General features: G+C 73.8%; 19 protein-coding genes. 9 read left to right on the forward strand and 10 right to left on the reverse strand.

Going from position 1 to position 23,533, the window contains the following annotated elements; genetic code table 11:
- Positions 1 to 7: 7 nt before the first annotated feature.
- Positions 8 to 2,833 carry a helix-turn-helix transcriptional regulator gene (locus QSK22_RS22525; protein ID WP_285496292.1) on the reverse strand — a complete coding sequence of 942 codons (2,826 nt, stop codon included), beginning with the start codon at positions 2,831 to 2,833 and terminating at the stop codon, positions 8 to 10.
- A 497-nt stretch (positions 2,834 to 3,330) separates the two neighbouring features.
- Here QSK22_RS22525 and QSK22_RS22530 point away from each other — a divergent pair, with 497 nt between their 5' ends.
- Genes QSK22_RS22530 through QSK22_RS22540 form a run of 3 tightly spaced genes read left to right on the forward strand, consistent with a single transcriptional unit; the run spans position 3,331 to position 8,044 of the window.
- Positions 3,331 to 6,324 carry a helix-turn-helix transcriptional regulator gene (locus tag QSK22_RS22530; protein ID WP_285496293.1) on the forward strand — a complete coding sequence of 998 codons (2,994 nt, stop codon included), beginning with the start codon at positions 3,331 to 3,333 and terminating at the stop codon, positions 6,322 to 6,324.
- Complete coding sequence (locus QSK22_RS22535) at positions 6,321 to 7,235, forward strand: ABC transporter ATP-binding protein (RefSeq protein ID WP_285496294.1); 915 nt, start codon at positions 6,321 to 6,323, stop codon at positions 7,233 to 7,235. Before QSK22_RS22530 ends, QSK22_RS22535 begins: the two co-directional genes overlap by 4 nt.
- Entirely contained in the window at positions 7,235 to 8,044 is an 810-nt protein-coding gene (locus tag QSK22_RS22540) for an ABC transporter permease (protein WP_285496295.1), read from the forward strand. The genes QSK22_RS22535 and QSK22_RS22540 overlap by 1 nt, the downstream gene beginning before the upstream one ends.
- 74 nt (positions 8,045 to 8,118) lie before the next feature.
- Here QSK22_RS22540 and QSK22_RS22545 read toward each other — a convergent pair whose 3' ends face one another.
- The 3 genes from QSK22_RS22545 to QSK22_RS22555 form a co-directional block, all read right to left on the reverse strand.
- Positions 8,119 to 9,102: a ParB/RepB/Spo0J family partition protein gene (locus QSK22_RS22545; protein WP_285496296.1), complete on the reverse strand. Its 984-nt coding sequence runs from the start codon at positions 9,100 to 9,102 to the stop codon at positions 8,119 to 8,121.
- A 687-nt stretch (positions 9,103 to 9,789) separates the two neighbouring features.
- Complete coding sequence (locus tag QSK22_RS22550) at positions 9,790 to 10,956, reverse strand: acyl-CoA dehydrogenase family protein (protein ID WP_285496297.1); 1,167 nt, start codon at positions 10,954 to 10,956, stop codon at positions 9,790 to 9,792.
- Positions 10,957 to 10,990: 34 nt separating this feature from the next.
- On the reverse strand, positions 10,991 to 12,175 hold the full coding sequence (locus QSK22_RS22555; RefSeq protein WP_285496298.1) for a CaiB/BaiF CoA transferase family protein: 1,185 nt from the start codon (positions 12,173 to 12,175) through the stop codon (positions 10,991 to 10,993).
- A 96-nt stretch (positions 12,176 to 12,271) separates the two neighbouring features.
- Here QSK22_RS22555 and QSK22_RS22560 point away from each other — a divergent pair, with 96 nt between their 5' ends.
- Complete coding sequence (locus tag QSK22_RS22560; protein ID WP_285496299.1) at positions 12,272 to 12,478, forward strand: hypothetical protein; 207 nt, start codon at positions 12,272 to 12,274, stop codon at positions 12,476 to 12,478.
- A 162-nt stretch (positions 12,479 to 12,640) separates the two neighbouring features.
- The gene (locus QSK22_RS22565; protein ID WP_502872352.1) at positions 12,641 to 13,060 is read left to right on the forward strand and encodes a PaaI family thioesterase; all 420 of its coding nucleotides are present in this window, start codon (positions 12,641 to 12,643) and stop codon (positions 13,058 to 13,060) included.
- 219 nt (positions 13,061 to 13,279) lie between these two features.
- Here QSK22_RS22565 and QSK22_RS22570 read toward each other — a convergent pair whose 3' ends face one another.
- On the reverse strand, positions 13,280 to 14,164 hold the full coding sequence (locus QSK22_RS22570; protein WP_285496300.1) for a universal stress protein: 885 nt from the start codon (positions 14,162 to 14,164) through the stop codon (positions 13,280 to 13,282).
- 245 nt (positions 14,165 to 14,409) lie between these two features.
- Between QSK22_RS22570 and QSK22_RS22575 the strand changes: the two genes are divergently transcribed.
- A complete protein-coding gene (locus QSK22_RS22575) occupies positions 14,410 to 14,661 on the forward strand; it encodes a DUF1876 domain-containing protein (protein ID WP_285496302.1) in 252 nt (83 codons plus the stop codon).
- Between the two features lie 68 nt (positions 14,662 to 14,729).
- On the opposite strand, the gene QSK22_RS22580 is transcribed toward QSK22_RS22575, so the two are convergent.
- Both QSK22_RS22580 and QSK22_RS22585 read right to left on the reverse strand, forming a co-directional pair.
- Positions 14,730 to 15,869, reverse strand: coding sequence for an acyl-CoA dehydrogenase family protein (locus tag QSK22_RS22580; RefSeq protein ID WP_285496303.1), 1,140 nt, complete (start codon positions 15,867 to 15,869; stop codon positions 14,730 to 14,732).
- Entirely contained in the window at positions 15,866 to 17,659 is a 1,794-nt protein-coding gene (locus QSK22_RS22585) for an AMP-dependent synthetase/ligase (RefSeq protein WP_285496304.1), read from the reverse strand. The genes QSK22_RS22580 and QSK22_RS22585 overlap by 4 nt, the downstream gene beginning before the upstream one ends.
- A 172-nt stretch (positions 17,660 to 17,831) precedes the next feature.
- Here QSK22_RS22585 and QSK22_RS22590 point away from each other — a divergent pair, with 172 nt between their 5' ends.
- The gene (locus tag QSK22_RS22590) at positions 17,832 to 19,094 is read left to right on the forward strand and encodes a TetR/AcrR family transcriptional regulator (RefSeq protein WP_285496305.1); all 1,263 of its coding nucleotides are present in this window, start codon (positions 17,832 to 17,834) and stop codon (positions 19,092 to 19,094) included.
- Here the strand turns inward: QSK22_RS22590 and QSK22_RS22595 are convergent.
- On the reverse strand, positions 19,051 to 19,686 hold the full coding sequence (locus QSK22_RS22595; protein ID WP_285496306.1) for a TetR/AcrR family transcriptional regulator: 636 nt from the start codon (positions 19,684 to 19,686) through the stop codon (positions 19,051 to 19,053). The genes QSK22_RS22590 and QSK22_RS22595 overlap by 44 nt on opposite strands.
- A gap of 75 nt (positions 19,687 to 19,761) precedes the next feature.
- Between QSK22_RS22595 and QSK22_RS22600 the strand changes: the two genes are divergently transcribed.
- Both QSK22_RS22600 and QSK22_RS22605 read left to right on the forward strand, forming a co-directional pair.
- The gene (locus QSK22_RS22600) at positions 19,762 to 20,598 is read left to right on the forward strand and encodes an oxygenase MpaB family protein (protein ID WP_285496307.1); all 837 of its coding nucleotides are present in this window, start codon (positions 19,762 to 19,764) and stop codon (positions 20,596 to 20,598) included.
- Positions 20,599 to 20,665: 67 nt separating this feature from the next.
- On the forward strand, positions 20,666 to 21,610 hold the full coding sequence (locus QSK22_RS22605) for an oxygenase MpaB family protein (protein ID WP_285496308.1): 945 nt from the start codon (positions 20,666 to 20,668) through the stop codon (positions 21,608 to 21,610).
- A gap of 166 nt (positions 21,611 to 21,776) precedes the next feature.
- Here the strand turns inward: QSK22_RS22605 and QSK22_RS22610 are convergent, their stop codons facing one another.
- Both QSK22_RS22610 and QSK22_RS22615 read right to left on the reverse strand, forming a co-directional pair.
- On the reverse strand, positions 21,777 to 22,481 hold the full coding sequence (locus QSK22_RS22610) for a TetR/AcrR family transcriptional regulator (protein ID WP_285496309.1): 705 nt from the start codon (positions 22,479 to 22,481) through the stop codon (positions 21,777 to 21,779).
- 106 nt (positions 22,482 to 22,587) lie between these two features.
- Positions 22,588 to 23,520, reverse strand: coding sequence for a VirB8 family type IV secretion system protein (locus QSK22_RS22615; RefSeq protein ID WP_285496310.1), 933 nt, complete (start codon positions 23,518 to 23,520; stop codon positions 22,588 to 22,590).
- Between the last annotated feature and the right edge of the window lie 13 nt (positions 23,521 to 23,533).

The raw sequence follows: 23,533 nt of genomic DNA on the forward strand, positions 1-23,533 counted from the left end.
GGGGCCGCTACGCCGGGAAATCCTGGGACGACTGCAGCAGCAGGGTCACCGGAAGGTCGGTCCGGCGGCTGATCTGCAGCTTGCGGTACACCTTCGTCAGGTGCTGTTCCACGGTGCTGGTGGTGACGCGCAGCCGGCGCGCGATCTGCCGGTTGGTGTACCCGTCGACCGCCAGCGCGGCCACCCGCAGCTCGGCCACGCTCAGGCCGTGCAGCAGGTCGGGGCCCGCGGCCTCGCCGCGCTCGTCCTCCCCGGCCGGGCGCGGCGACAGCGTGCCGCCGATCTCGCCGGCGCCGCACTCGGCGGCGAGCGCGCGGGCGCGCTGCTCCACGGCGCGGGCCCGCCGCTCCTGGCCGGTGGCGTGGTACAGCTCGCTGAGATCGGCGAGCGCGCGGGCCAGCTCCAGCCGGTCGCCCGACCGCTCCAGCAGCTCCACCGCCTCGGTGATCAGTTCGGTGCGCCGGTCGACGTCGGAGGCGGCGGCGAGCGTGCGCAGCGTGGCGCCGCGCGTGCGGGCCTGGGCGGGCGACAGCATCCGCAGCTGCTCGGCCGCGAGCCTCCTGGCGTTCTGGCGGTCGCCGAGGACGAGATGGGCCTGCGCCATGTCGGTGCGCCACGGCACGAGCCCGGGGCCGTCGAACCCCCACGCCGTCATCAGCTCGCCGCAGGTCTGGAACTCGGCCAGCGCCGCCTTCGGCCGGTTGATCGCGAGGTAGTAGCGCCCGCGGGCCTGCAGGTGGGGCAGTACGAACGGGCTGTGGAACAGCCCCTCCGGCAGCGGCATGTCGAGGAACTCCTCGACCTCCTCGTACCGGCCGGCCGCCGTCAGTGACACCACCATGGTGGCGAGCGGGATCGCGATCACCACGCCCCAGCCCTTGGGTGTCATGAGGGTGAGGGCCTCGCGGGCGCACTTCACCGCGGCCTCCAGGCGGCCGCGCGCGTGGTGCACCAGCGCGCGCATGGCCATGAGGAGGGCCCGGCCCTGCGGCGGCCACGAGGCCGTCGACCTGCCGAGGGTGTCGCACCACCGCTCGGCGGCGTCGAGCTCGTCGGCGTAGACCAGGGCCGCGATCGCCGCGATCGGCAGCGGCGACCGGAACGCCGGCCCCGCCTCCTCCAGGAGCTGCTCGGCCCGTTGGACCGCTTCTTGGACCGCTCCCCGCGCAAGCGCGTTCACCAGCATCGCCTCGGTGCGCGGTGAGGGTGCGACAGACACCGGGACGGCGGTGTCCGGTGCGTCCCCCGGCGGGCGCAGGATGTCCCCGAGCCCCTCCAGCCGGGTCAGCCCCGGGTAGGCGTAGGGCAGCCACCACGGCGACGGCTCGGTGCGCGGCCCGTGCTCGGCCCGCCGCCCGGGGCCGGCGTGCGGCAGGGCGACGCCGCCGGACACCTCCGTCAGGATCTCCAGCGCGTCGTGGGTACGGCCGAGCCACAGCATCCAGCTGACCAGGGTGGCGTCGCCGCCGGCGGGCAGGCGCCCCTTGCGCAGGCCGCGGACCAGGTCGGGCAGGTGCCGGGCCGCGATCGCCGGGTCGATCCGCCACTCGGCGCGGGCCAGGTCCAGCTGGACGGCCGGGCGCTGGTCGTCGTCGCCGCATTCGCGCAGCGCCAGCCGCAGCAGGTCGGTCGCGTCCGACACCCGACCCTCGGCGAACGCCTGCTCGGCCGCCTCCCGCAGGACCGCCACCGCCCACGTCCCCCCGGCCCGGTCGGCGGCCAGCAGGCGCTCGGCGACCACCGCGGCGGGCGCGCCGTGGCGGTGCAGCAGCTCGGCCGCGCGCAGGTGCAGCGCGGTCCGCTCGTCCGGGCGCATCCCGCCCAGCACCGCCGCCCGCAGCGCCTCGTGCCGGACCCCCCCGGCGTCCAGCAGTCCGGCCGCCTGGAGCACCTGGCAGGTCGCGACGACCGACGCGGCGTCGGCGTCGGCCAGCTCGCCGAGCAGCCCGCCGGACACCCCGTCGGGCAGCACCGCGACGGCGCGGGCGAGCGTCGTGGCCTCCGCCCGGTACAGGCAGGTGAGCACCGCCTGCCGGAAGGCGTCGCCGAAGATCAGGCTGACCGGCCGGGTCGGCTCCGCCATCCGGTGGTCCTCGATCAGCGCGCGCACCAGCAGCGGGTTGCCGCCGGTCACCCGGTGGCACTCGGGCGCCAGCCGCTCCGCGATCGCCGCGCCGACGTGCTCGGCGAGCAGCTCGGCCACGCCCGACTCCGACAGCGGCCGCAGCCGCAGCCGCCGGCAGTGCGGCTCGCGCAGCAGGTCGGTGTGCAGCAGCGAGTGCGGCCGGGTCGGGCGCAGGCACTCGGTCAGCACCAGCAGCACCCGGGCGCTGCCGATCCGGCGGGCCAGGTACAGCAGGAACTGCACCGACGCGTCGTCGGCGTGGTGGATGTCGTCGACCCCGATGACCAGCGGCCGCTGCTCGGCCGCCTTGAGCACGATCGCGGTCAGCCTGCTGAGGATGGGCGCGGGGACCTGGGCCACCGCCTCGCCCGCCGCGCCGCCCGCCGCCCGGACGCCGAGCGCCCGCACCGTCAGGGACCCGTCCTGGATCAGCCGGTCCGCATGCTCGATCTCCGCGGGCGGCAGCGCGGGATCGTGGAACAGCTGGTTGACGGCGCTCAGCGGCAGCTGGCGTTCCGCCCGCGACGCCGACGCGCTCAGGAAGGCGGCCCCGGCCTCGACCGCGCGTCCGGCGAACGCGTGCATCAGCGTCGTCTTGCCGGTGGCCGCGGCGCCCTCGATCAGCACGACCTTCCCCGGCCGCTCCTGATCCGGTGCCAGCAGATTCTGCAAAGTGAGCAGTTCCCCCGTCCGCTCCACAATGCGCATGCGGCGATCCCCCCGCAAAGGTTGCATTCCGTGTCCGCGCCCCAACGGTCCGGCACTGCCGCGTCCCACAGTCGTGCTCAGGTACGCATGGCAGGGGGCGTCGACGACCGGTCCTTCATGACGTTCGCATCAGACCGACGACGGATCAAATCACCATCAGCTAGCATCTGTATGCAGAGAGTAGTTTCCATGGGGTGACCTGCGTCTTCATCCGCACCGATGGAGAACGTCCTGTCCGGACCCTGCCATCTGCCCGCCCGCCTCGCGCAGCGGCCGAGGCCCGCGCGCCCCCGGACGGCCCCCGCCGCCCCGGCGTCCACTGAGACGAACGTCACGTTACCGCCTTGTGACATCGCCAGTGGTTGGCTCGCTTCGTCTCCCCTTCCGAGCCGACCGGGCACCAGGAGGACCTCGAATGTCGCACACCGGCCGAGAGAGCGGAACCGTCCACCCCACCGCCGACTAGCAGGTTGATTCCACTTCCTCGGGGCGCGCACATGAATCTGATCGAGCGAGAACTGGAATTGACGACACTGCGAAGCCTGTTCGCCGAGTCGCTGGACGGCCACGGGAAGGTGGTGGTCGTCGGCGGCACGGTGGCGTCCGGCAAGAGCGCTCTGCTGCACTCCCTCGCCGAGCACGCCGCCGCGGCGGGCGCGGTCTACCTCGGCGCGACGGCGTCGCACGCCGAGCAGCGGTCCCCGCTGGGCGTGGTGCGGCAGCTGTTCCGCGGGGTGGAGCTTCCCCCCGGACGCGAGGACGCCAGGCGGCTGCTGGACGAGCAGATCGGCACCGCCGCGTTCGCCGGGGGCGAGTTCCAGCCCGAGACCACCGCCCAGACGACCTGGCCCGTCCTGCAGGAGTTGTGCAGGGTCCTGCTCGGCATGGCGGCGCGCACCCCCCTGGTCATCGGCCTCGACGACGTGCACCACGCCGACGCCGCCTCCCTCAGCTTCCTGTCCTACGCGGCGTACCGGCTCAGGGCGGCCCCGATCGTGATGGTGCTCACCGAGCGCATCGGCCCCCGCCGCGAGCACCCCTGGTTCCACGCGGACCTGCAGAGCCAGCCGCACTACTGGCGGCTGCGCGTCAAGCCGCTGTCGCGCCGCGGGCAGATCCAGCTGCTCAAAACCAGGCTCGCCCCCCGCCAGGCGCACGAGTTCGCCCCGGTCTGCGACGCGGTCACCGGGGGCAACCCGGCCCTCGTGCAGGCCCTGCTGCAGGACGAGCGGGTCCCGCCGCAGGACGGCCCGGTGCGGGACGCGGCCGACCTCGCCGTGGGCGACGCGTTCCCCCGGGTCGCGCTGCACTGTCTGCACCGCGGCGGCCCGGAGATGCACCGCGTCGCCCGCGCCCTGGCGGTCCTGCGCGAGCCGTGCCCGCCCGTCCTGGTGGGCGCGCTGCTGGGGCTGGACGCCGAGTACGTCTCCGACATGATCGACACGATGGACGCCGCGGGGCTGCTGGACGCCGGCCGGTTCCGTCACCCGGCCGTCCCGGCGGCCGTGCTCGAAGGCATGACCGCCGAGGAGCGCGCGGTGCTGCACGAGCGGGCCGCCAGGCTGCTGCACGACCGCGGCGCGGCGCCCCGGACCGTCGCCGAGCACCTCATCGCCGCCGCCGAGGCCGCCGGCCGGCCCGCCGCCCCGACGGACCCCGACGCCACCGGACCCGCCCAGAAGGACCTCCACCCGGCCGACGAGGAGTCCTGGAAGGTTCCGGTGCTGGTGGAGGCGGCCGAGCAGGCCCGCACCGACGGCGCCGCGCACACCGCCCTGGTCTGCCTCCGGCTGGCCCGCGAGAACTGCGCGGACGACCGGCGGCGGGCGGAGATCACCATGGCGATGGCCCGCGTCGAATGGCTCGTCGACCCGGGGTCGGTGGAGCGCCTGCTGCCCGGGCTCGTCGACGCGGTGCGGGCGAAGCGGCTGAACGGGCGGCACGCCGCCAGGCTGCCCGGCTACCTGATGTGGCACGGGCGGCCGGGCGAGGCGGCCGAGGTCCTCGGCCCGCTCACAGGCCGGGCGGAGGCGCCGCTGGACTGGTCCGCCTGCTTCCTGACGGCCACGCGGCTGCTGCTGTCGTGCGTCTACCCGGGGTATGCCGAGGCGGCGGACGGCGCGGCCGCCGACCGGCCCGCCGCGCGGCATGTCGTGCCGGGCCTGGAGAACCGGCGGCTGCGGGCCGCGGCCGCGCTGCGGGAGGTGCTGACCGGCCGGACGGACCTCGACGTCCCCGGCACCGCCGAGCAGTTCATGCAGGGCACCCGGCTCACCGAGACATCCCCCGGGGCGGTGCTGGCGGTGCTGGCGGCGCTGATCTACGACGACCACCCGCACACGGCCGCGCGCTGGTGCGACCCTCTCCTGGAGGAGGCGGCGGCCCGGCACGAACCGCTGTGGCACGCGACCTTGGCGGCCGCACGCGCGCTGATCTGCGTGCGGCAGGGGGACCTCACCGCCGCCGCGGACCACGCCCGCACCGCGCTCGCGCGGATCTCCCCGGCGAGCTGGGGAGTGGCGATCGGCGTGCCCATCGCGGCGTCGGTGTACGCGACGACGGCGATGGGCCGCTACGAGGACGCCGCCACCCACCTGGGCATCGCGGTGCCCGACGCCATGTTCGACACCCTGGGCGGCCTGCACTACCTGCGGGCGCGCGGCCGGTTCCACCTGGCGACCGGGCATCCGGAGATAGCCCTGGCGGACTTTGAGGCCTGCGGCGAGCGGATGCGCGACTGGCGGATCGACGTCCCGGGCCTGGTCCCGTGGCGCACGGACGCGGCGCAGGCGCTGCTGGAGCTCGGCGAGACCGACCGGGCCGCGGAGCTGGCCGACGAGCAGCTGGCCATGGCGCGGCACCGCACCGGCCGGACGCTGGGCGTCTCGCTGCGGGTGCGCGCGCTGGCCGCCGCCGACCCGCGGCGCCGCGGCGAGCTGCTCGAGGAGGCGGTGCGCGTCCTGGAGCGGTGCGACGACCGGTATGAACTGTCGCTCGCGCGCTGTGAGCTCAGCCGGGCCCGGAAGGCGCTCGGCGAGGCGCCGAAGAGAAAGAGCGCGGCGAAGACGGAGACGGCGCCCAAGGCGGCGCCGGAGCCGAAGAAGGCGCAGGGCGCCGCCCGCGTGCCCGCGCACAACAAGATGCTCCCGCTCACGACGCCGGCGCGGGACACGATCGCGGCGCCCGCCGATCCGGCCGCCGGGCTGACCGACGCCGAACGGCGGGTCGCCGCGCTGGTCGTCCAGGGCCGGACCAACCGGCAGATCGCCGACACCCTGCTGGTCACCATCAGCACCGTAGAGCAGCACCTCACCCGCATCTACCGCAAGCTCGGCGTCACCCGCCGCGCCGACCTCGTGCGGCGGCTGCGGGCCGGACCACCGGGCTGCCCGCAGGCGTCCGCACCGGCGGGGGCGGCCGAGCCGCCCGGGACGGCCGCGGCGGGCCCGCGGCGTCGCGACGACCAGATCACGTCGAGGGGAGGGACATGATCGAGCTGCACCGTCTGACCAAGCGGTACGGCGCCGTCCGGGCGGTCGACGACCTCACCGTCACCGTCCGGCCCGCCCGGATCACCGGGCTGATCGGCCCCAACGGCGCCGGCAAGACGACCACGCTGCGCATGATCCTCGGACTCACCGCGCCGACCAGCGGGACCGCCACCACGGCCGGCCGCCGCTACGCCGACCTGCCGAGCCCGATGCGGCAGGTGGGCGCGCTGCTGGACCCGGGGGCGGCGCACGAGGGCCGCCGGGCCGGCGACCACCTGCTGTGGCTGGCCCGCAGCAACGGCCTGCCCCGGTGGCGGGTGGGCGAGGCGCTCCGGCTGGTCGGCCTGGAGCAGATGGCCGAACGGCCCATCCGCGTGCTGTCGGCCGGGATGCGCCGCCGGCTCGGCATCGCCGCGAGCCTGCTCGGCGACCCCGAGGTGCTGATCTACGACGACGTGATCGGCGGGCTGGACCCGGCGGGCGTCGCCTGGCTGCGCACCCTGCTGCGGCGCCTGGCCGACCAGGGGCGCACCGTGCTGGTCACCGGCCACCCGATGGGCGAGATGGCGCGGATCGCCGACCAGTTCATCGTGCTCGACCGGGGCCGCCTGGTGGCCGACAGCAGCGCCGAGGAGCTGTCCCGGTGCGCCGCCCGGCAGCGGGCGCTGATCCGCTGCGACGACCACCGGTTCTTCACCGACCGGCTGACCGCGGCGGGCGCCCGCGTCCGCCAGGGCACCGGCCGCACGCTCGTGGTGTCCGGCATGGACGGCGCCGAGATCCACGGCCTGGCCGCGGCGTGCGGCGTCCGCCTGCACGAGCTCACCCCGCTGCGGCCGTCCCTGGAGGAGGTGCTGCTGGAACTGGTCCAAAGCGGCGCCGACGGCGACCGCGCCGGCAGGGCCGCCTGATGTGCGCCACCCGTGTGCACCCGGATGCCGGCTCCGGGGCGCGGCACGCGTCGGCGACCTTCCGCAACGCGCTCTGGGCGGAGTGGACGAAGATCCGCACGCTGCGCTCGGCCCGCGACGCGGTGCTCGCCGCAGCAGCGGTGCTGGTGCTCTGCGCGGTCTTCGGCGTCCTGGCCGGTCGGGCCCCCTGCCGGGAGGCGGTGGCCGCCGAGTGCGCGGCGCTCGGGGCCGTCCGGCCCAGCCTGCGCGCCTACTACCTGGCGCAGATCGCCTTCGGGCTGGTCGGCGTGCTCGCCGTCACCTCCGAGCACACCACCGGCATGATCGGCACGAGCCTGGCCGCCACGCCGCGCCGGGGCCGCCTGCTGGCCGCCAAGGCCGCGGTGTGCGCGCTCGTCGCGCTGCTGGTGGGCGGGGGCGCGAGCGCCGCCGCCCTGCTGCTCGCCCGCAGCGCGGACGCGGGCCCGGGCGGCCTGCCGGGCGCCGGCGTGCTCCCCACCGCGGCGGGCGCCGGCCTCTACCTCGCCCTGGTGGCGCTGGCGGGGCTCGCGGTGGGGGTGCTGGTGCGGACGACCGCGGCGGCCCTCGTGGTCCTCGTCGTCGCGACGCTCGTCGTGCCCGCGCTGAGCCCGCTGCTCCCCAGTCCGCTGGACGATCTGGCGCGCACGTACTGGCCGGTCACGGCGGGCGCCCAGATCATGGCGGTGCAGCCCGCCCTGCCGCCGTGGGCCGGGCTGGGGCTGCTCGCCGCCGCCGCGGCCGTCGCCCTGGCCGCCGCGGCGGTCGTCTTCCACCGCAGGGAGTACTGATGGGCGGCGGTCCCTGCGGGACGGCGAACCGGTGGCCTCCCCGCCGACAGGCGGCGGAGGCCACCCTCCGGCCGTCAGACGATGTTGGCGACCTGGTGCTCCACCCTCATCGCGAACTCCGACCACATCTGCGAGCAGTCGCGGGCCAGCTGGGCGACGATGCCACTGCAGTGGGGCGGCACGTTGTTGATGATCTCGTCCCACTCGGCGGCCTTGAGGGTGTGCATGCTGAGCAGCATCAGCAGGTTGCGGCCGGTCTCGCTGAACCGCAGCGCCGGGTCCGCCTTGAGCCGCTCCACGACGGCCGCGCGGTCCCGGGGCGCCGTGCGGACGGCGGCCCGCCGGGGGTCGCCGAGGGCGTGCCCGTGGCCGGCGCGCCGGCTGGCCAGGCTCACCGTGTTGCTCCGGCGGCGGGGCAGCGGGTCCTCGCCCCGCCGCATCCGGTTGCGGACGTCGCGCGCCGTCTCCGGGGAGATCCCCGCGGCCCGCGCGATCTGCCGCAGGGACAGGTCGGGGTTCTTGGCGATCAGTTCCGACGCCAGCCGGCGCCCCTCGTTGCCGTTGATCGGACGGGCCCGGCCGTCCTGGCCGATCCGGACCGTCTGCGGCGGCACCGTGCCCGCCGTGCGCCTGCGTATGTCCGCGACCGTTCCCGGGGCGATGCCGGTGACGGAGGCGACCATGCGGTCGGACCACTGCGGATGCGTTTTGATGATCCGTTCCGCCGCGCGCTTGCGGTCGGCCAGCGACAGTGGCAGACCGTGCGAGATGTTCGATTCGACCGCCACCACGAAGGCGTCGGCCTCGTCCCCGTCGAAGAACCTGACCGCAATCCGGTCCTCGCCGCGGAGCTTGGCCGCCTTGAGCCGGTGCAGCCCGTCGATCACCCGCATCGTCGCGCGGTGCACGATGATGGGCGGCAGTTCGGTCTGCGCCGCGGCCAGCACCTCCACGTGCTCGGCGTCCTCTCCGGACGTCCGCGGCGAGTCGGCGCCGGCCAGTTTGCTGATCTCCACGTAGACGACCGGTTCGCGGTCGATGTTCCGGTGCCCCTCCACTATGACTCCCCTACGATTCGATCTCACCTGTGTACAGCGGGGTGGCCTGCGCCCACCGGTCCGGGGGAATGCGCCCGGCATACCGGTACACGCAACGGAAACTCGAACAACTCCGACACGCCGGCGACGGGGGAGCCTCTACAGGCCGTTCTGGCGAGCCGTACTCTTACTCTTGCAGAAGGAATGCACGCACACCCGAGTGCGCGGTTCACCGCCCGAAACGTTGACGGGATGCTATGGCGGGTGTTCCGGGTCGGCACCTCGGTCGCATGGACTGACGGTTTCTCTTCGCGCCTTTTTGCTCCTTCTTCAAGCCCCCCAAGAAGGTGATAGAAGCCCGAACAGGGATTTCCATCAAAACGTTGATGACGCTAACAGCGGGGGTCGGCCAGGGGTACCCCTGAACAACCCCTACGCCGCTCCCCTAGGAACCGGTGTGGCGGCAGTGCCTGAATGGGCTGACGTGCCCTAAGGCGTGCCATGCCCGCCGGGACGGAGGCCCAGCGCCGGGCCAGTGGTCCACCGAAAACCGCCCGCAAGGGTCACCGAACATGGTCCATGTGTGCACAGCCGGTAGGGGATTACCCGATGGCGGCAAGGAGGGACTAGCGGCGAGGCAACCCTGGTGCCCGCCACCCCTTGAGCCCCCGAGCCCTCCCCGCCACCGGGGCGGGCGCCGGGGCGGTGTCAGGCGTCCAGGCCGCCGCGCGCGACGAGCTGGCGAACGATCACGTTGCGCTGGATCTCGTTGGTGCCCTCGCCGATGATCATCAGGGGCGCGTCGCGGAAGTAGCGTTCGACATCGAACTCGGTGGAGTAGCCGTAGCCGCCGTGGATGCGGACCGCGTTCAGCGCGATCTGCATGGCGGTCTCGGAGGCGAACAGCTTGGCCATGCCCGCCTCCATGTCCACGCGGCGGCCCGCGTCGGCCTCACGGGCGGCGTACAGGGTGAGCTGGCGGGCCGCCGTCAGGGACGTCGCCATGTCGGCCAGGTAGTTGCCGATCGACTGGTGCTGCCAGATGGGCTTGCCGAACGTCTCGCGCTCCCGGGCGTAGGCCAGCGCGTCCTCCAGCGCGGCCCGGCCGACGCCGAGGGCGCGGCCCGCGACCTGCAGGCGTCCGGTCTCCAGGCCCTTCATCATCTGGGCGAATCCGGCGCCCTCGGCGCCGCCCAGCAGGGCTTCGGCGGGCGCCCGGTGGTCGGTGAAGACCAGCTCGCAGCTCTCCACGCCCTTGTAGCCGAGCTTGGGCAGGTCGCGGGAGACGGTCAGGCCGGGGCCCGGCTCGACCAGCAGGATCGAGATGCCCCGGTGCGCGGGCCGGGCGTCCGGGTCGGTCTTGCACAGCAGCGCGATCAGCCCCGACCGGCGGGCGTTGGTGATCCACGTCTTGGCGCCGTTGACCACGTAGCCGTCGGCGTCGCGGCGGGCGACGGTGCGCATGGCCTGCAGGTCGGACCCGCCGCCGGGTTCGGTCAGCGCCATGGTCGCCCGCAGTTCGCCGGTGGCCATCCGCGGCAGGTAGCGGCGCTTCTGCTCCTGCGTGCCGAAGTGCAGCAGCAGCTTGGACACCACGGTGTGGCCGCCCATCGCCCCGGCCAGGCTCATCCAGCCGCGCGCCAGCTCCTCGGTGACGAGCACGAAGCAGGGGGTGGACACGGGCGTGCCGCCGTACTCCTCGGGGATGGCCAGCCCGAAGACGCCCAGCTGCTTCATCTTCTCGATCAGGGCCTCGGGGTAGGCGCCGGCGTGTTCCAGGTCCCGGACGACGGGCCTGACCTCCTTGTCGACGAAGTCGCGCACCGTGGCGACGACGGCGCGCTCGTCCTCGGTCAGGACGTCCAGGGTGCTCATGGTGTGCTGCTCCTTCTGCCGGGTGCGGGGCGGGTCAGATGACGCCGCCGTCTCTGAGGGCGTCGACGTCGGCGGTGCCGTAGCCGAGTTCGGCCAGGATCCGCTCGGTGTGCTCGCCGGGCGCCGGGACGGCGTCCATGCGGGGTTCGGCGCCGTCGATGTCGACGGGCGGCACGAGCGCCGAGACCGTGCCGCCGGGGGTGGGCACGTCTCGCCAGCGGCCGCGTTCCCGGAGCACGGGGTGGTCGAGGAAGTCGGCGACGTCGTTCACCCCGGCGTTGGCGATGCCGGCGTCGTCCAGCAGCCGCATCACCTCGCGGAAGCCGGACCGCCGGAAGCGCTCGGCGACGATGGCGTTGAGCTCGTCGCGGTGCGCCACACGGGCGGGGCCGGTGGCGAAGCGGGGGTCGTCCACCAGGTCCGGGCGCTCCAGGAACCGCTCGCACAGCGCGGCCCACTCGCGTTCGTTCTGGATGGACAGCAGCACCTGCCGCCCGTCGGCCGCGGTGTAGGCGCCGTAGGGGGCGATGGTGGCGTGCTGGGTGCCGATGCGCGGCGGCTGGGTTCCGCCGTAGCGGGTGTAGTAGGCGGGCTGGCTCATCCATTCGGCCAGCGCCTCGAACAGGGAGACCTCGACGGCGCGGGCCGCGCCCGTGGTGGCGCGCACGTACAGGGCGGTGAGGATGCCCGAGTAGGCGTACATCCCGGCGGCGATGTCGGCGACGGACACGCCGACCCGGGCGGTCTGCTCGCCCGTGCCGGTCAGCGACACCAGCCCGGTCTGGCACTGGACGAGCAGGTCGTAGGCCTTGCGGTCGGCCCACGGCCCGGTCGACCCGTAGCCGGACACCGTGCAGCGGATCAGCGAGGCGTGGCGCTCGCCCAGGGAGGCGGCGTCCAGGCCGAGCCGGGCCGCCGCGCCGGGCGCCAGGTTCTGCACGAACACGTCGGCCCTGCCGAGCAGCCGTTCCAACACCTCCCGGCCGCGCGGCGACTTCAGGTCCAGGGTGAGCGACTCCTTCGACCGGTTCAGCCATACGAAGTAACTGGACTGGCCGTGCACGGCGGTGTCGTAGCGGCGGGCGAAGTCGCCTCCGCCGGGGCGTTCGACCTTGATGACCCGGGCGCCCAGGTCGGCCAGTTGGCGGGTGGCGAAGGGGGCCGCCACCGCCTGCTCGACGGTGACGACGGTGATGCCGGACAGCGGCTGCGCGGTCATGCGGCGACCTCCCGGAAGCCTGGCCGGAGACGGGCTGCGCGGCCGGAGGCGCCACCGCCCCGGCCGAAGTACCATCATGGCCGTTCATGGATCCCGGTGCGCTGGGGCGGTGGCGCCGCCCCGCTCAGCGAACCGGACGTGTGGCGTTCGGTCGTCCTCGCCACCCCCAGGACGGGACGCGCCCCGCCCGCCGTCGAGATCGTCGCCCGCGAGCTGACCCGCCAGGTCCACGCGGCCCTCCGCCGGGGCGACTGGCCCGCCGCCCGACCGCACACCCCCGCCCCCTCCGGGAAGGACATCTGATGAGCACCGAGCCGCGCCCAGGCCAGTCCGCTGGTCGCCGACTTCTTTAAGCCAACGCTTAGGGGTCTGCAACGAAATCCAGGGATTGACTGGGATAACGGCCGATCGCACGCTGGTCCACGGGGACGCGCGCCAGCGCATCCGTGAGACGAAGGAGCGGTGATGGCCATGGATCCGGCGGCGACGGCGCGGATGCTGGGCGTGGGACGTAACGTCCTCGACGACCGGCTGGGCATCGAAATCGTCGAGGCGAGCGCCGAACGCGTCGTCGCCCGGATGCCCGTCGAGGGCAACACGCAGGTCTACGGGACGCTGCACGGCGGGGCGTCCTGCGTGTTGGCCGAATCGGTGGGCTCCTGCGCCGCCGCGGTGCACGCGGGCCCGGGGCGCATGGCCTTGGGCATCGAGCTGAACATCTCGCACCACCGGACGGTGTCCGACGGCGTGGTCACGGCGGTCGCCACCAAGGTGTCAGCAGGACGCACGCTGGCCACCTACGACGTGGTCGTCACCGACGAGCGCGACCGCCGCATCTGCACCGCCCGCGTGACCTCGATGCTGCGCGACCGTCCCGACGCCTGAAAGCCGGCGCCGGTGTCCAGGAGCCGACGGCGGGCCTGTAAAAGACGCGGTGTCCGCAATCCCTCGCAGGTGTCCAGGGGCTTCCGCAGGTGTTCAAAACCCGGGCAGGTGTCCGGGAGACGCGCAGGTGTCCGGGAGATGCGGTGTCCAGGAGCCGGCGCGGGTGTCCGGGAGATGCGGTGTCCAGGAGCCGGCGCGGGTGTCCGGGAGATGCGGTGTCTAGGAGTCGGCGCGGGCGCGGGCGATGGCGACGGGGCAGTGCGCGTGGTGGATCACGCCGTGGCTGACCGAGCCGAGGCCCAGCGCGGCGAGCCCGCGGTGGCGCCGGGGGCCCACGACGAGCAGGTCCGCCTCGCGCGAGGCGTCGCACAGCGCCGTCACCGGGTGCTCCCGGACGACCCGCTCGGTCACCTCGACGTCCGGGTAGGCCTTGCGCCAGGGGGCGTGCGCCTCGATGAGCCGCCAGCGGATCTTCTCCTCGACCTGCCGGTCGTCCAGCGCCCGGTTCGCCTCCGCGTAGGCCGCCGGCACCTCCCAGGCGTTCATCGCAAGGACCCGGGCCCCGCGGGCCGCGGCCGCCTCGAAGGCGTAGCGCAGCGTCTCGCTCTCGTCCTCGTCCCGCTCCAGCGCGAGCCCGACGACGATCTCACCGTGCTCGGCGCCGGGCGCGCCGCGCACGATCACGACCGGCCCGGCGGCGTGCCCGGCCATGGTCAGCCCGGTGGAGCCGAGCAGCAGGCTGCTGAAGCCGCCCAGCCCGCGGTGCCCGAGCACCAGCTCGAACGCCTCCCGGGACAGCTCGCGCAGCGCCCCGCTGACGCGTCCGGTCAGCAGGCGGGTGCTCACCTGCACCTCGGGCCGCCGCTCGCGGGCGATCTCCACGGCCTCGGCGAGCATCCGCCGGCCCGCGTCGGTCAGGGCGTCCACCGCCTGGGGCGCCGCGAACAGCGGCGCGGCGTACAGGGCGCTGTCCAGGGCGTGGACGATCAGCAGCGGCCGGTTCCGCAGGACGGCCTCGTCCGCCGCCCACAGCACGGCGCGGTGGGCGCTGTCGGAACCGTCGGTGCCGACGAGGACGGGGTCTGTGAGGGCGGGGTCTGTCATGTCCTGGCTCCTTCCCGGTTCACCCAGGGCCCTTCCGCAAACGACGCTAGGCAGGCCCGGGCGCGCTGGTACGCGGGCCAAGGTCCTTACCCGCTGCGGCGGTGGTCACCGCCCGCCGGGACGCCGGGACACCGGGACGCAAGGACCTTCGTCCCTGCGTCCGGTGCCCATCGCACCCGGCCGGGAGCGCCGTCACCGGCAAGGCTGAAAGGAGCACTCGCGCGAAGAGGAGAGGTGCGAAGGCCGTGGAGACCAAGCAGTGGTCCGTGGACGTCTACATCAACGAGCACGGCGACGACACCGGCGTCCGAGCCGTTCTCACGTCGTCGACCTCCACGAAGGTGGAGGGGTTCGGCCACGCCCGCCGCCACCCGCGGGACCGGAACGTCCCCGAGATCGGCGACGAGCTGGCCGTCGGCCGAGCGCTCATCGACCTGGGCGCCCGGCTCGTCCGGATGGCCGACCTGGACATGGAGACCGTCGCCCGGCAGCGGTGAGCGGAGCGCCCCGGCGCAGGCGGCCGGGGCGCCCCGGGGGTCGCGGCCCGAAGGTCGCGGCCCGAAGGTCACAGCCCGTAGGTCTTGCCGATGATGTCGCGCTGGATCTCGCTGGTGCCGCCGTACACGGTGGACACGACGGTGGAGCGCAGCAGCCGCTCCATGCCGTACTCGGTGGCGTAGCCGTAGCCGCCCATCATCTGCATGCCGTCGAGCGCCATGGCCTTGGCGACCTCGGTGGCCTTGAGCTTGGCCATGGACGCCTCGCGGGGCAGCATCCGCTCCGGGTTCTGGTCGATCTTCCGGGCGACGTCGTACACCAGCAGGCGGGTGCACTCCAGCTCCGTGGCGTGGTCGGCGATCCGGTGCCGCAGCGCCTGGAAGGAGCCCACCGGACGGCCGAACTGCCGCCGCTCGCTCACGTAGGCCACCGTGTCGTCGAAGGCGCGGCGCGCGGTTCCCAGCATCATCGCGGCCAGGATCATGCGCTCCAAATTCAGCCCGGCCATCAGCTGCCGCCAGCCCTGCCCGACCTCGCCGACGACCGCGTCCTCCGGCAGCAGGCAGTCGGTGAAGTACAGGTCGTTGACCTCGCGGCCGCCCATGGTCTCGATGCCGTGCACGGTCAGGCCGTCCACCCCGGCGGGGACGGAGAACATGGTCAGGCCGTCGTGCCGCCCGCCGTCGGTGGACGTGCGGGCGACCAGCAGGATGTGGTCGGCGATGTGCGCGTTGGAGCACCAGGTCTTCTGGCCGTTGATGAGCCAGCCGTCCCCGTGCCGCTCGGCCTTGCAGGTCAGCCCGGCCACGTCCGACCCGGCGCCCGGCTCCGACATGGAGACCGCCAGCACCCTGCCGCGCAGGAAGTCGCCGAGCACCCGGCGCTTCTGCTGCTCGGTGCCGAACTTCTGGTAGGACGCCGCGGTGATCGCCGAGGTGGCGAAGCCGCCGATCGGCAGCTGCCAGTAGGCGGTGGTCTCCAGCAGCAGCACCAGGTCGACCATGCCCTGGCCGGCGCCGCCGTACTCCTCCGGCACCGCGACCCCGAGCCAGCCGAGGTCGGCCAGCTTCCCGTACAGTTCCGCGTTGTGCGGCTCCCGGCCGCCGTCGGTGAGCTTGAGCCACCGGTCGCGGTCGCCCACCTCGCGGCGGCAGAAGTCGGTGACGGCGTCGACGAAGTCGCGCTGCTCGTCGGTCAGCGTGGTCACGAGGACCGCCCTTTCGCGTAGAGCCTGTCGATCTCGGCGGCGTAGCGCTGTTCGATGACCGCCCGCCGGAGCTTGAGGGTGGGGGTGAGTTCGCCGCCGTCCGGTGTCCACGGACGGTCGACCAGATGGAACGCCTTGATCTGTTCGGGGCGGGACAGCGCCTCGTTGGCCTCCCGAACGGCGGCGGAGACCTCCTCGCAGATCCGCGGGTCCGCGGCCAGTTCCGCGAAGTCGGTGGTGGACAGCCCGTGCGCGGCGGCCCACACCGGTGCGGCCTCCTCGTCCAGCGCCACCAGCGCCGTCACGTAGGGGCGGCGGTCGCCGATCGCCGCGACATGCCCGATCAGGGGGTGCCGGCGCAGCAGCGACTCGATCCGGCTGGGGGCGATGTTCTTGCCGCTGGAGGTGATGATGATCTCCTTCTTGCGGCCGGTGATGCGCAGCATGCCGTCGGCGTCGAAGGTGCCGAGGTCGCCGGTCGGCAGCCAGCCGTCGGCGTCCACGGCCGGTTCGATGCGCCCGTCCGCCTGCAGGTAGCCGGGGAACACCAGCGGCCCGCGCACCTCGACCTCGCCGTCGGCGGCGAGCCGCACCTCCATCCCGGGGACGGGCACGCCGACGGTTCCGGCGCGGTAGCGGTCGGGGTAGGTGGTGGTGGCGGCGCCGGTGGTCTCCGACAGCCCCCACACCTCCGTGATCGTCATGCCGAGGCTGCCGAAGAACTCCAGCACCTCGGGCGGGATCGGGGCCGAGCCGCTGCCCAGCCGCTGCGCCTCGGCGAGCCCGAGCCGCTCGCGCAGCGGGCGCAGCACGAGCTTGTCGGCGTCGGCCAGCGCGGCGGCCAGGTCGTCGGGCAGCGGCGTGCCGTCGGCCCGGATCCGGTACGCCTCGGCGGCCAGCTTGCGCGCCCGGTCGACCGCCGCCCGCATGTCCCCTTCCAGGCGGGACAGCTCGTTCTGGACGGCGGCGGCGAACTTCTCCCACACGCGGGGCACGCCGAAGAACCCGTGCGGCCGCACCTTCGTCAGCGTCGCCGGGAGCTGCGCGGCCTCGGGGCAGATCGTGACGTGCCCGGCGCTGAACACCGGCAAGTACATGCCGAGCACCCGTTCGGCGACGTGCGCCAGCGGCAGGTAGGCGATCGTCCGCGGATGCGGCGGCACCGGCTGGATGAGCTCCTGGAGGGCGCACTGGTAGAGCACGTTGCCGTGGGTGAGGACGACGCCCTTGGGGTCTCCGGTGGTGCCCGAGGTGTAGATCATCGTCACCGGGTCGTCCAGCGCGACCAGTTCCTGCGGACCGTCGAAGGGCGGTGTCGCCTGCAGCTTGGCGAAGGGGACGTGGCCGCCGCCGGCGCCCTCGACGACCACCACCGCTTTCAGCCCCGGCATCGCCGCCAGTGCCTGCTGCCAGCGTTCCAGTTCGGCGGGGCCCTCCAGTACCACGACGGTGGCGGCGCTGTGCAGCGCGATCTGGTGGATCTGCGCGGGGCTCAGCGTGGCGTAGGTGGTACAGGGGATGGCGCCCAGCTCGACGGCGGCGAAGTCGGCGATCCAGTGCTCGGGACGGCTGGACATGCCGATGAGCATCCGCTCGCCGCGCCGCAGCCCGAGTTCCCGCAACCCGCTCGCCACGGCCCGTACCCGGTCGTACAGCTCCCGCCAGGTAAGGGTGGCGCCGTCCGCTCCGGTCAGGGCGGGCAGGTCGCCGTACTCGTCGGCGTTGCGCCGCAGCAGGGCCCGTACCGTTCGCGCGCCCACCGCGGCGTGCACATCGGCTGCAGTGATCATCCTTGCTCCTTCGCCGGGACGGCCGGGGGCAACCATCACAACCCGAACGCTATTCGGTTGTCAATAGATCCGAATGGCCACTTACTTCCTGTGTCATTATCGCAGGTAGGAGCCGAGTCGAGTGCGGCTGAAGGTGTTCGGCGGTTCACCGACCCGGGTTACACTCGGCGCCATGCCGCCCCGCCAGCGCCCACGCCCCAAGGACCGGAAGGAGTCGATCGCCCTCGTCGCCGCGCGGCTGTTCTGCGCCCGCGGCTACCACAACGTCGGCATCGAGGACATCGCCCGGGAGGTCGGCATCACCGGCCCGGCGATCTACCGGCACTACCCGACCAAGCAGGACGTGCTCGCCGCGGCCGTGCGGGAACTGGGCCTGCGGTTCGCCGAGTGCGTCGAGTCCGGCGCCGAGGGGGATACGCCCGCCGACCGCCTGCGGGCCGTGCTGCGGGCGCTGGTGCGCTACGGCCTGGAGCGGCGCACCGTGGCCCGGCTCTACCAGTGGGAGGGCCGCCATCTCGACGCCGAGCGGCAGGCGGCGCTGGCCGTGCCGTTCGACCGCGCCGTGCGCACGCTGCGCGGACTGCTGCTGGGGGTGCGGCCCGGGCTGTCGCGGCGGGACGCCGCGCTGCTGGTGGCCGCGGCGCTGAGCGTGATCGCCAGCCCCGCCACCCACCGGGCGGCTCTGGCCCGGGCCAAGGCCGAGCGCACCCTGCTGGACTGCGTGGACGCCGTGCTCGCCGTCGACCTGCCCGCGCCGCCCGCCGAGCCGCCGCCGCGCCGGCCCCCGGACCGGTTCGCACTGCTCCCCCGCCGCGAGCGGCTGCTCGCCGAGGCGGTGCGGCTGTTCCACGAACACGGCTACCACCAGGTGAGCATGGCCGATATCGGCCGCGCCGCCGGGATCACCGCCTCCAGCGTCTACACGCACTTCACGGGCAAGGCCGAGCTGCTGGCCGCCGCCTACGACCGCGCCACCGGCCGTCTGGAGCACGCCGCCGCCGAGGCGCTGGTCGGCGCGGGCTCGCCGGGGCGGGCGCTGCACCGGCTGGTGGACACCTACGTGCGGCTCACGTTCGCGCACGCGGACCTGGCCGCGGTCTACGTGTCCGAGAGCGAGAACCTGGCCCCGCCCGACCTGCGGCGGCTGCGCGCCGCGCAGCGCCGGCACGTCGACACCTGGGTCGGCCTGGTCGCCGAGCTGCGCCCCGGAGAGGAGCCGGCCGCGATCCGGTTCCGGGTGCACGCGGCGCTGAACGTCGTCACCGATCTCGCCCGCTCCGCAGGCCCGTCGGTGACCGAGGCGCGGACCGCCGCCCTGCTCGGTCCGATGCTGGCGCCCCCGCCCGCAGGAGAGGTGGACAGCGAGGCGGAGGCGGGGCGTGCGGCCGGGGTCAGCCCTGCGGCGGGGGCGCCTTCCGGTCGGCGATGGCGGTGAAGATCTCCACGCAGGCGGCGACGAGCTCCGCCTCGCTCAGCCGCAGCGCGCCCGACAGCCAGGCGGACAGGGTCTGCGCCAGGCCGCCGACCATGAACTGGGCGACCAGCTCCAGCTCCGGGGTGTCGGGGACGCCGTAGGACTGGCGCGCCTGCCCGCTGAGCAGGCGCGCGAAGAACCGCGAGGACTCCACCCTGCGCCGGGCCAGCAGCGGGTCGGTGAGCGTGACCGAGAACAGCACCCGCCCGTGCCGCCGGTCCTCGGCCACCGCGCGGACGAGCTCGGCCAGCCCGGCGCGGATCTTGGCCTCGGCGTCCGGCCCGGCGGCCTCCACCGCGGCCAGGGCGCGGGTGGCGATGGTCTGCACGACGTGCTCGTGGACGGCCGCCACCAGCTCGTCGCGGTCGGCGAAGCTCTCGTAGAAGTAGCGGGGGGTCAGCCCGGCCCGCCCGCACACGCGGCGCACGGTGAGCTGGTCTCCCTCGGCGCCGCCGAGCAGGTCCAGCCCGGCCTCGACGAGCTGCGCCCGGCGTTCGGCCTTGCGGTCGGCACCGGTAACGCCTCCGTAGACCCGCATCTCAGATGCACCCATGCGGCCATCTTGACAGACCCGCCGGAGCGGCCTTCACTTTCTGAAAACGCTTGTTATCAGATCAGCGGAGGCACCATGCCCGCCACCGGAGCGGTTCCCACCGAAGTGGTTCCGTTCGACCGCAAGGCGATCGTCGGCGCGGCCCTGCTGGCCGGCGCCGCCAACGTGATCATGCAGCTGGCCCGGCCGGGGGTCGGATACGGAGTGATCGAGAGCCCCGTGGAGAGCGGGCAGCTGCACCGCCACCCGATCAAGCGGGCCCGGACGACGTTCAGCTACCTCGCCGTCGCCACCATGGGCACCCCGAAGGAGAAGGCCGCCTACCGCAAGGCGGTGAACAAGGCGCACGCGCAGGTCCGTTCGCGCCCCGGCAGCCCGGTGCAGTACAACGCCTTCGACCGCGAGCTGCAGCTGTGGGTCGCGGCCTGCCTGTACCGGGGGCTGGAGGACACCTACCACGCGTTCATCGGCCCTCTCGACCCCGCCGAGCGGGAGCGGTTCTACCGGGCGTCGGCGCCCCTCGGCACCACCCTGCAGGTGCGGCCGGAGGACTGGCCGCGCGACCGCGCCGCCTTCGAGGAGTACTGGCAGCGGGAGCTGAAGAACATCTCCATCGACGAGCCGGTGCGCCGCTATCTGCGCGACCTGGCCGACCTGAAGTTCCTGCCCGCACCGGTCAGCCTGCTGTTCGGGCCGTTCAACCGCTTCGTCACCACGGGGTTCCTGCCGCCGGAGTTCCGCGAACAGATGCGGCTGCCCTGGAGCGAGCGGGACCAGCGGCGGTTCGACCGGCTGATCGGCGCGCTGCGCGCCTTCATCCGCATCCAGCCGCCGGTGGTGCGGCGGTTCCCGTTCGACCTGCTGATCTGGGACGTGCGCCGGCGCATCCGCACCGGCCGTCCACTGGTCTGACGACACCGACCGGTCTGCGGCATCGACCGGTCCGCAGACACCGACGACAAGCCATGAGGAGTGACTCATGACCATCACCAACGACACGGGCACCACCGAATCGAACGTCACCGAGCTGGCGAGCACCCGGACGAAGGCACGGGCGAAGGCGCCGGCGCCGGTCCCGTTCAAGCCCGGCTCGATCCTGTGGGACACCGTCGGGCTGCACACATCGGTGCTCGCGGCCAACAGCGCGTTCGTCCTGCAGGTGATGCACCCGTCGATCGGCACCGTGGTCGACCAGCGGTCGCGCTTCCGCGTCGACCCGGTGGGGCGCGCGGCGCGCAGCTTCGCCTCGGTGCAGACCTGGATCTACGGCGGCGAGGAGGCGATCGCGGAGGGGCTGCGGCTGCGCGAGATGCACAAGCCGCTGAGCGCCGTGGACGAGGAGGGGCGCACCCACCACGCGCTGTCCGCCGACCCGTGGGCCTGGGTGCACCTGACCGGCTACTACGCCTCGGTGACCGCCGTGCGCTACTTCGCCCCCGCCCCGTTCACGCCCGAGGAGGAGCAGCAGCTCTTCGACGAGTTCATGCACCTCGGCCGCATCCTGCGGGTCCCCGAGCGCATGCTGCCGAAGTCGATCCCGGACTACTGGGCCTACTTCGACGACATGGTGGACAACACCCTGGTCCCGCACCGGGTGGCGTACGACGTGCTGGACATGCTGGAGCGGGTGCCGCCGGGGACGCCCGCCCTGCTGCGGCCGCTGGCGGCGGCGGCCGGCCTCACCGGCGGCCGGCTCGTCCGCTTCATCACCGTCGGCACGCTGCCCCCGGCGGCGCGCGACAAGCTCGGGCTGCCGTGGAGCCCCGCGGACGACCGGCGCCTGCGCGCCGTCTGCCGGACCATCGCCATCACCACCGGGCGGCTGCCCGAGCGCCTGCGGTACATGCCGATCGCCTACCGGGCGCGGGAGGCCGCCCGCGCGAAGCAGCGGCTCGACCGGGCCCTCGCCAAGCGCCCGCTGTAGGCCTGCTATTGGCAAAGCGCCAATAACTCGTGTAGAACCGTCAACAAGGACCTACCGCGTGCGGTACCGCAAGGCCTGCCGCACGTTCCAGCAGAGAACGCCCCTGGACTCCCGGTGTTGGCCGCACTAGCGACCCGTACCCCCGCGGCCAATGCCGGGTCTCGCGTCATCCGGGCGGCGGCCCGGCGGGCGCCTCGGCGGGTGGCTCGGCGGACTTCTCGGCGGGCCGCGCCGGCTCGGTCTCCACCAGCTCGGGGACGACGTCCTCGATGAGGTGCAGCAGGACCTGCCGCAGCAGCAGACGCACCTGGTCGCGGGACAGGCGGCCCGACTTCAGCCACTCGCGGGTGGTGGCCTCGGCCATGGCGGAGTAGCCGCGGAACGCCGCGCGGATCTCCGGATGCTCCCGCGACAGCGGGGTGAGCCCCACAACCTCGGTCATATGGTCGACGGCGCGGTCGCGGGCCTCCTCCAGGATGCGGTCCAGGTCCGCGTCGCCTCCCGAGGCGGTCAGGTCCAGGGCGGTGATCCAGGTCTCGCGGTTGCGCTGCAGCAGCTCCAGCCATCCGTCGAGGCTCTGGTCGATGCGCTCGGCGACGCTGACGCCCGGCACGAACGGCGGCACCGGGATCGGCGGCACGCTCATCATCTGGCTCACCGCCGCCAGGTACAGCTCGCGCTTGGTGCCGAAGTAGTGGTTCAGCAGCCCGCGGCTGACCCCCGCCGCGGCGGCGATCTCGGTGCTGGACACGGTGGTGTACGGGCGCCGGCTGAACAGCTCGCGCGCGCAGGCGAGGATCTGGTCGCGCCGCTCGTCCGGCTCCTTGCGGACACGACGCGGCGCCGCCCCGTCCCCCCGCTGCACACTCATCGCGTCCTCGCCCTCGTCACCCCGTCCCCGCGATCCGACGATACCGGCGCCGGGACCTGCGCGGTCACGGGCGGCCACGGGCGCGACCGGCCCCCGCCGGGCGCGCTCACCTGCCGGAAGAGGACGCGGAGGGCGTCGGAAGCGGGGTGTCGCCGCCCTGCTTCTGCTCGCCGTCGTCGCCCGTCATGGTCTCGTCGGCGGCGCCGATCGAGGTGACCTCGGTGACCCGCCAGCGCTTGCCGGTGCGGGTCAGCCGCATGTCCAGGTAGGAGCCCAGCACCCGGCGGGTGCCGGCGGAGCTGTGCACCTCCGAGTCCATGACCACGATCGCCCGGGCCGTCGAACCCTCGATGTCGCCGAGGTAGACGGTGCGGACGGTCGCGGTCGCGTCGGCCTTGAGCCGGGTGATGACGCTCTCCAGTCCGCCGGTGAACGCGGCGTCGTAGGTCTTGGCGAAGTCGTCGGACGCCATCGACAGCACGCGGTTCCTGGCCGCCTGCAGGTTGCGGTGGTCGTAGCTGAGCAGCGCCTGCCCGAACTCGCTGGCCCGGGCGCGCACGGCCCGCCGCTCGGCCTCCCGCTGCGCGGCCTGGTCGGCCCGGTACCACTGCAGCCCGGCGGTGACGACGGAGGCGGCCAACGCGACCAGGACGGCCGCCTTGGCCAGCGCCGCCCACGACAGACGGCGCGAGCGTGACGAGGATGCCCGCCCCTCGTCCGCGTCCCCCTCCGCGCCCTCGGACGCTTTCTTCTCCGCGTCCTCGGACGCCTTCGTCTCCGCGTTTTCCGCCGCCTTCTTCTCCCGGCCCTCGGACGCCTTCTTCTCCTGGGTCTCGGCGGCCTTCGCCTCCGCGCCGCTCCCCTCCTCCGGGTCGGCCTTGTCCTCCGGGCTCGCCTTCGCCTCTTCGCCCTTGGGTTCCTGTCCCTTGGGTTCCTCGCGCTTCGGCTCCTCGGCCTTCGCTTCCTCGCGCTCGGGTTCCCCGGCGTCCGGTTCCGCGGTCCGCGGGCGCTGTTCCTCGGTCGTGACCTCGGCTGGCACTGCTACCTCCAAG

The sequence above is a fragment of the Actinomadura sp. NBRC 104425 genome (assembly GCF_030269545.1).
GTDB lineage: Bacteria > Actinomycetota > Actinomycetes > Streptosporangiales > Streptosporangiaceae > Spirillospora > Spirillospora keratinilytica.

Excerpts from the sequence above, each read along its gene's own strand:
- QSK22_RS22530 (WP_285496293.1), top strand. The coding sequence starts at position 3,331 with ATGAATCTGATCGAGCGAGAACTGGAATTGACGACACTGCGAAGCCTG.
- QSK22_RS22595 (WP_285496306.1), bottom strand. The coding sequence starts at position 19,686 with ATGGGTGCATCTGAGATGCGGGTCTACGGAGGCGTTACCGGTGCCGAC.
- QSK22_RS22600 (WP_285496307.1), top strand. The coding sequence starts at position 19,762 with ATGCCCGCCACCGGAGCGGTTCCCACCGAAGTGGTTCCGTTCGACCGC.
- QSK22_RS22570 (WP_285496300.1), bottom strand. The coding sequence starts at position 14,164 with ATGACAGACCCCGCCCTCACAGACCCCGTCCTCGTCGGCACCGACGGT.
- QSK22_RS22525 (WP_285496292.1), bottom strand. The coding sequence starts at position 2,833 with ATGCGCATTGTGGAGCGGACGGGGGAACTGCTCACTTTGCAGAATCTG.
- QSK22_RS22585 (WP_285496304.1), bottom strand. The coding sequence starts at position 17,659 with ATGATCACTGCAGCCGATGTGCACGCCGCGGTGGGCGCGCGAACGGTA.
- QSK22_RS22610 (WP_285496309.1), bottom strand. The coding sequence starts at position 22,481 with ATGAGTGTGCAGCGGGGGGACGGGGCGGCGCCGCGTCGTGTCCGCAAG.
- QSK22_RS22590 (WP_285496305.1), top strand. The coding sequence starts at position 17,832 with ATGCCGCCCCGCCAGCGCCCACGCCCCAAGGACCGGAAGGAGTCGATC.
- QSK22_RS22555 (WP_285496298.1), bottom strand. The coding sequence starts at position 12,175 with ATGACCGCGCAGCCGCTGTCCGGCATCACCGTCGTCACCGTCGAGCAG.
- QSK22_RS22540 (WP_285496295.1), top strand. The coding sequence starts at position 7,235 with ATGTGCGCCACCCGTGTGCACCCGGATGCCGGCTCCGGGGCGCGGCAC.
- QSK22_RS22605 (WP_285496308.1), top strand. The coding sequence starts at position 20,666 with ATGACCATCACCAACGACACGGGCACCACCGAATCGAACGTCACCGAG.
- QSK22_RS22550 (WP_285496297.1), bottom strand. The coding sequence starts at position 10,956 with ATGAGCACCCTGGACGTCCTGACCGAGGACGAGCGCGCCGTCGTCGCC.
- QSK22_RS22565 (WP_502872352.1), top strand. The coding sequence starts at position 12,641 with ATGGCCATGGATCCGGCGGCGACGGCGCGGATGCTGGGCGTGGGACGT.
- QSK22_RS22535 (WP_285496294.1), top strand. The coding sequence starts at position 6,321 with ATGATCGAGCTGCACCGTCTGACCAAGCGGTACGGCGCCGTCCGGGCG.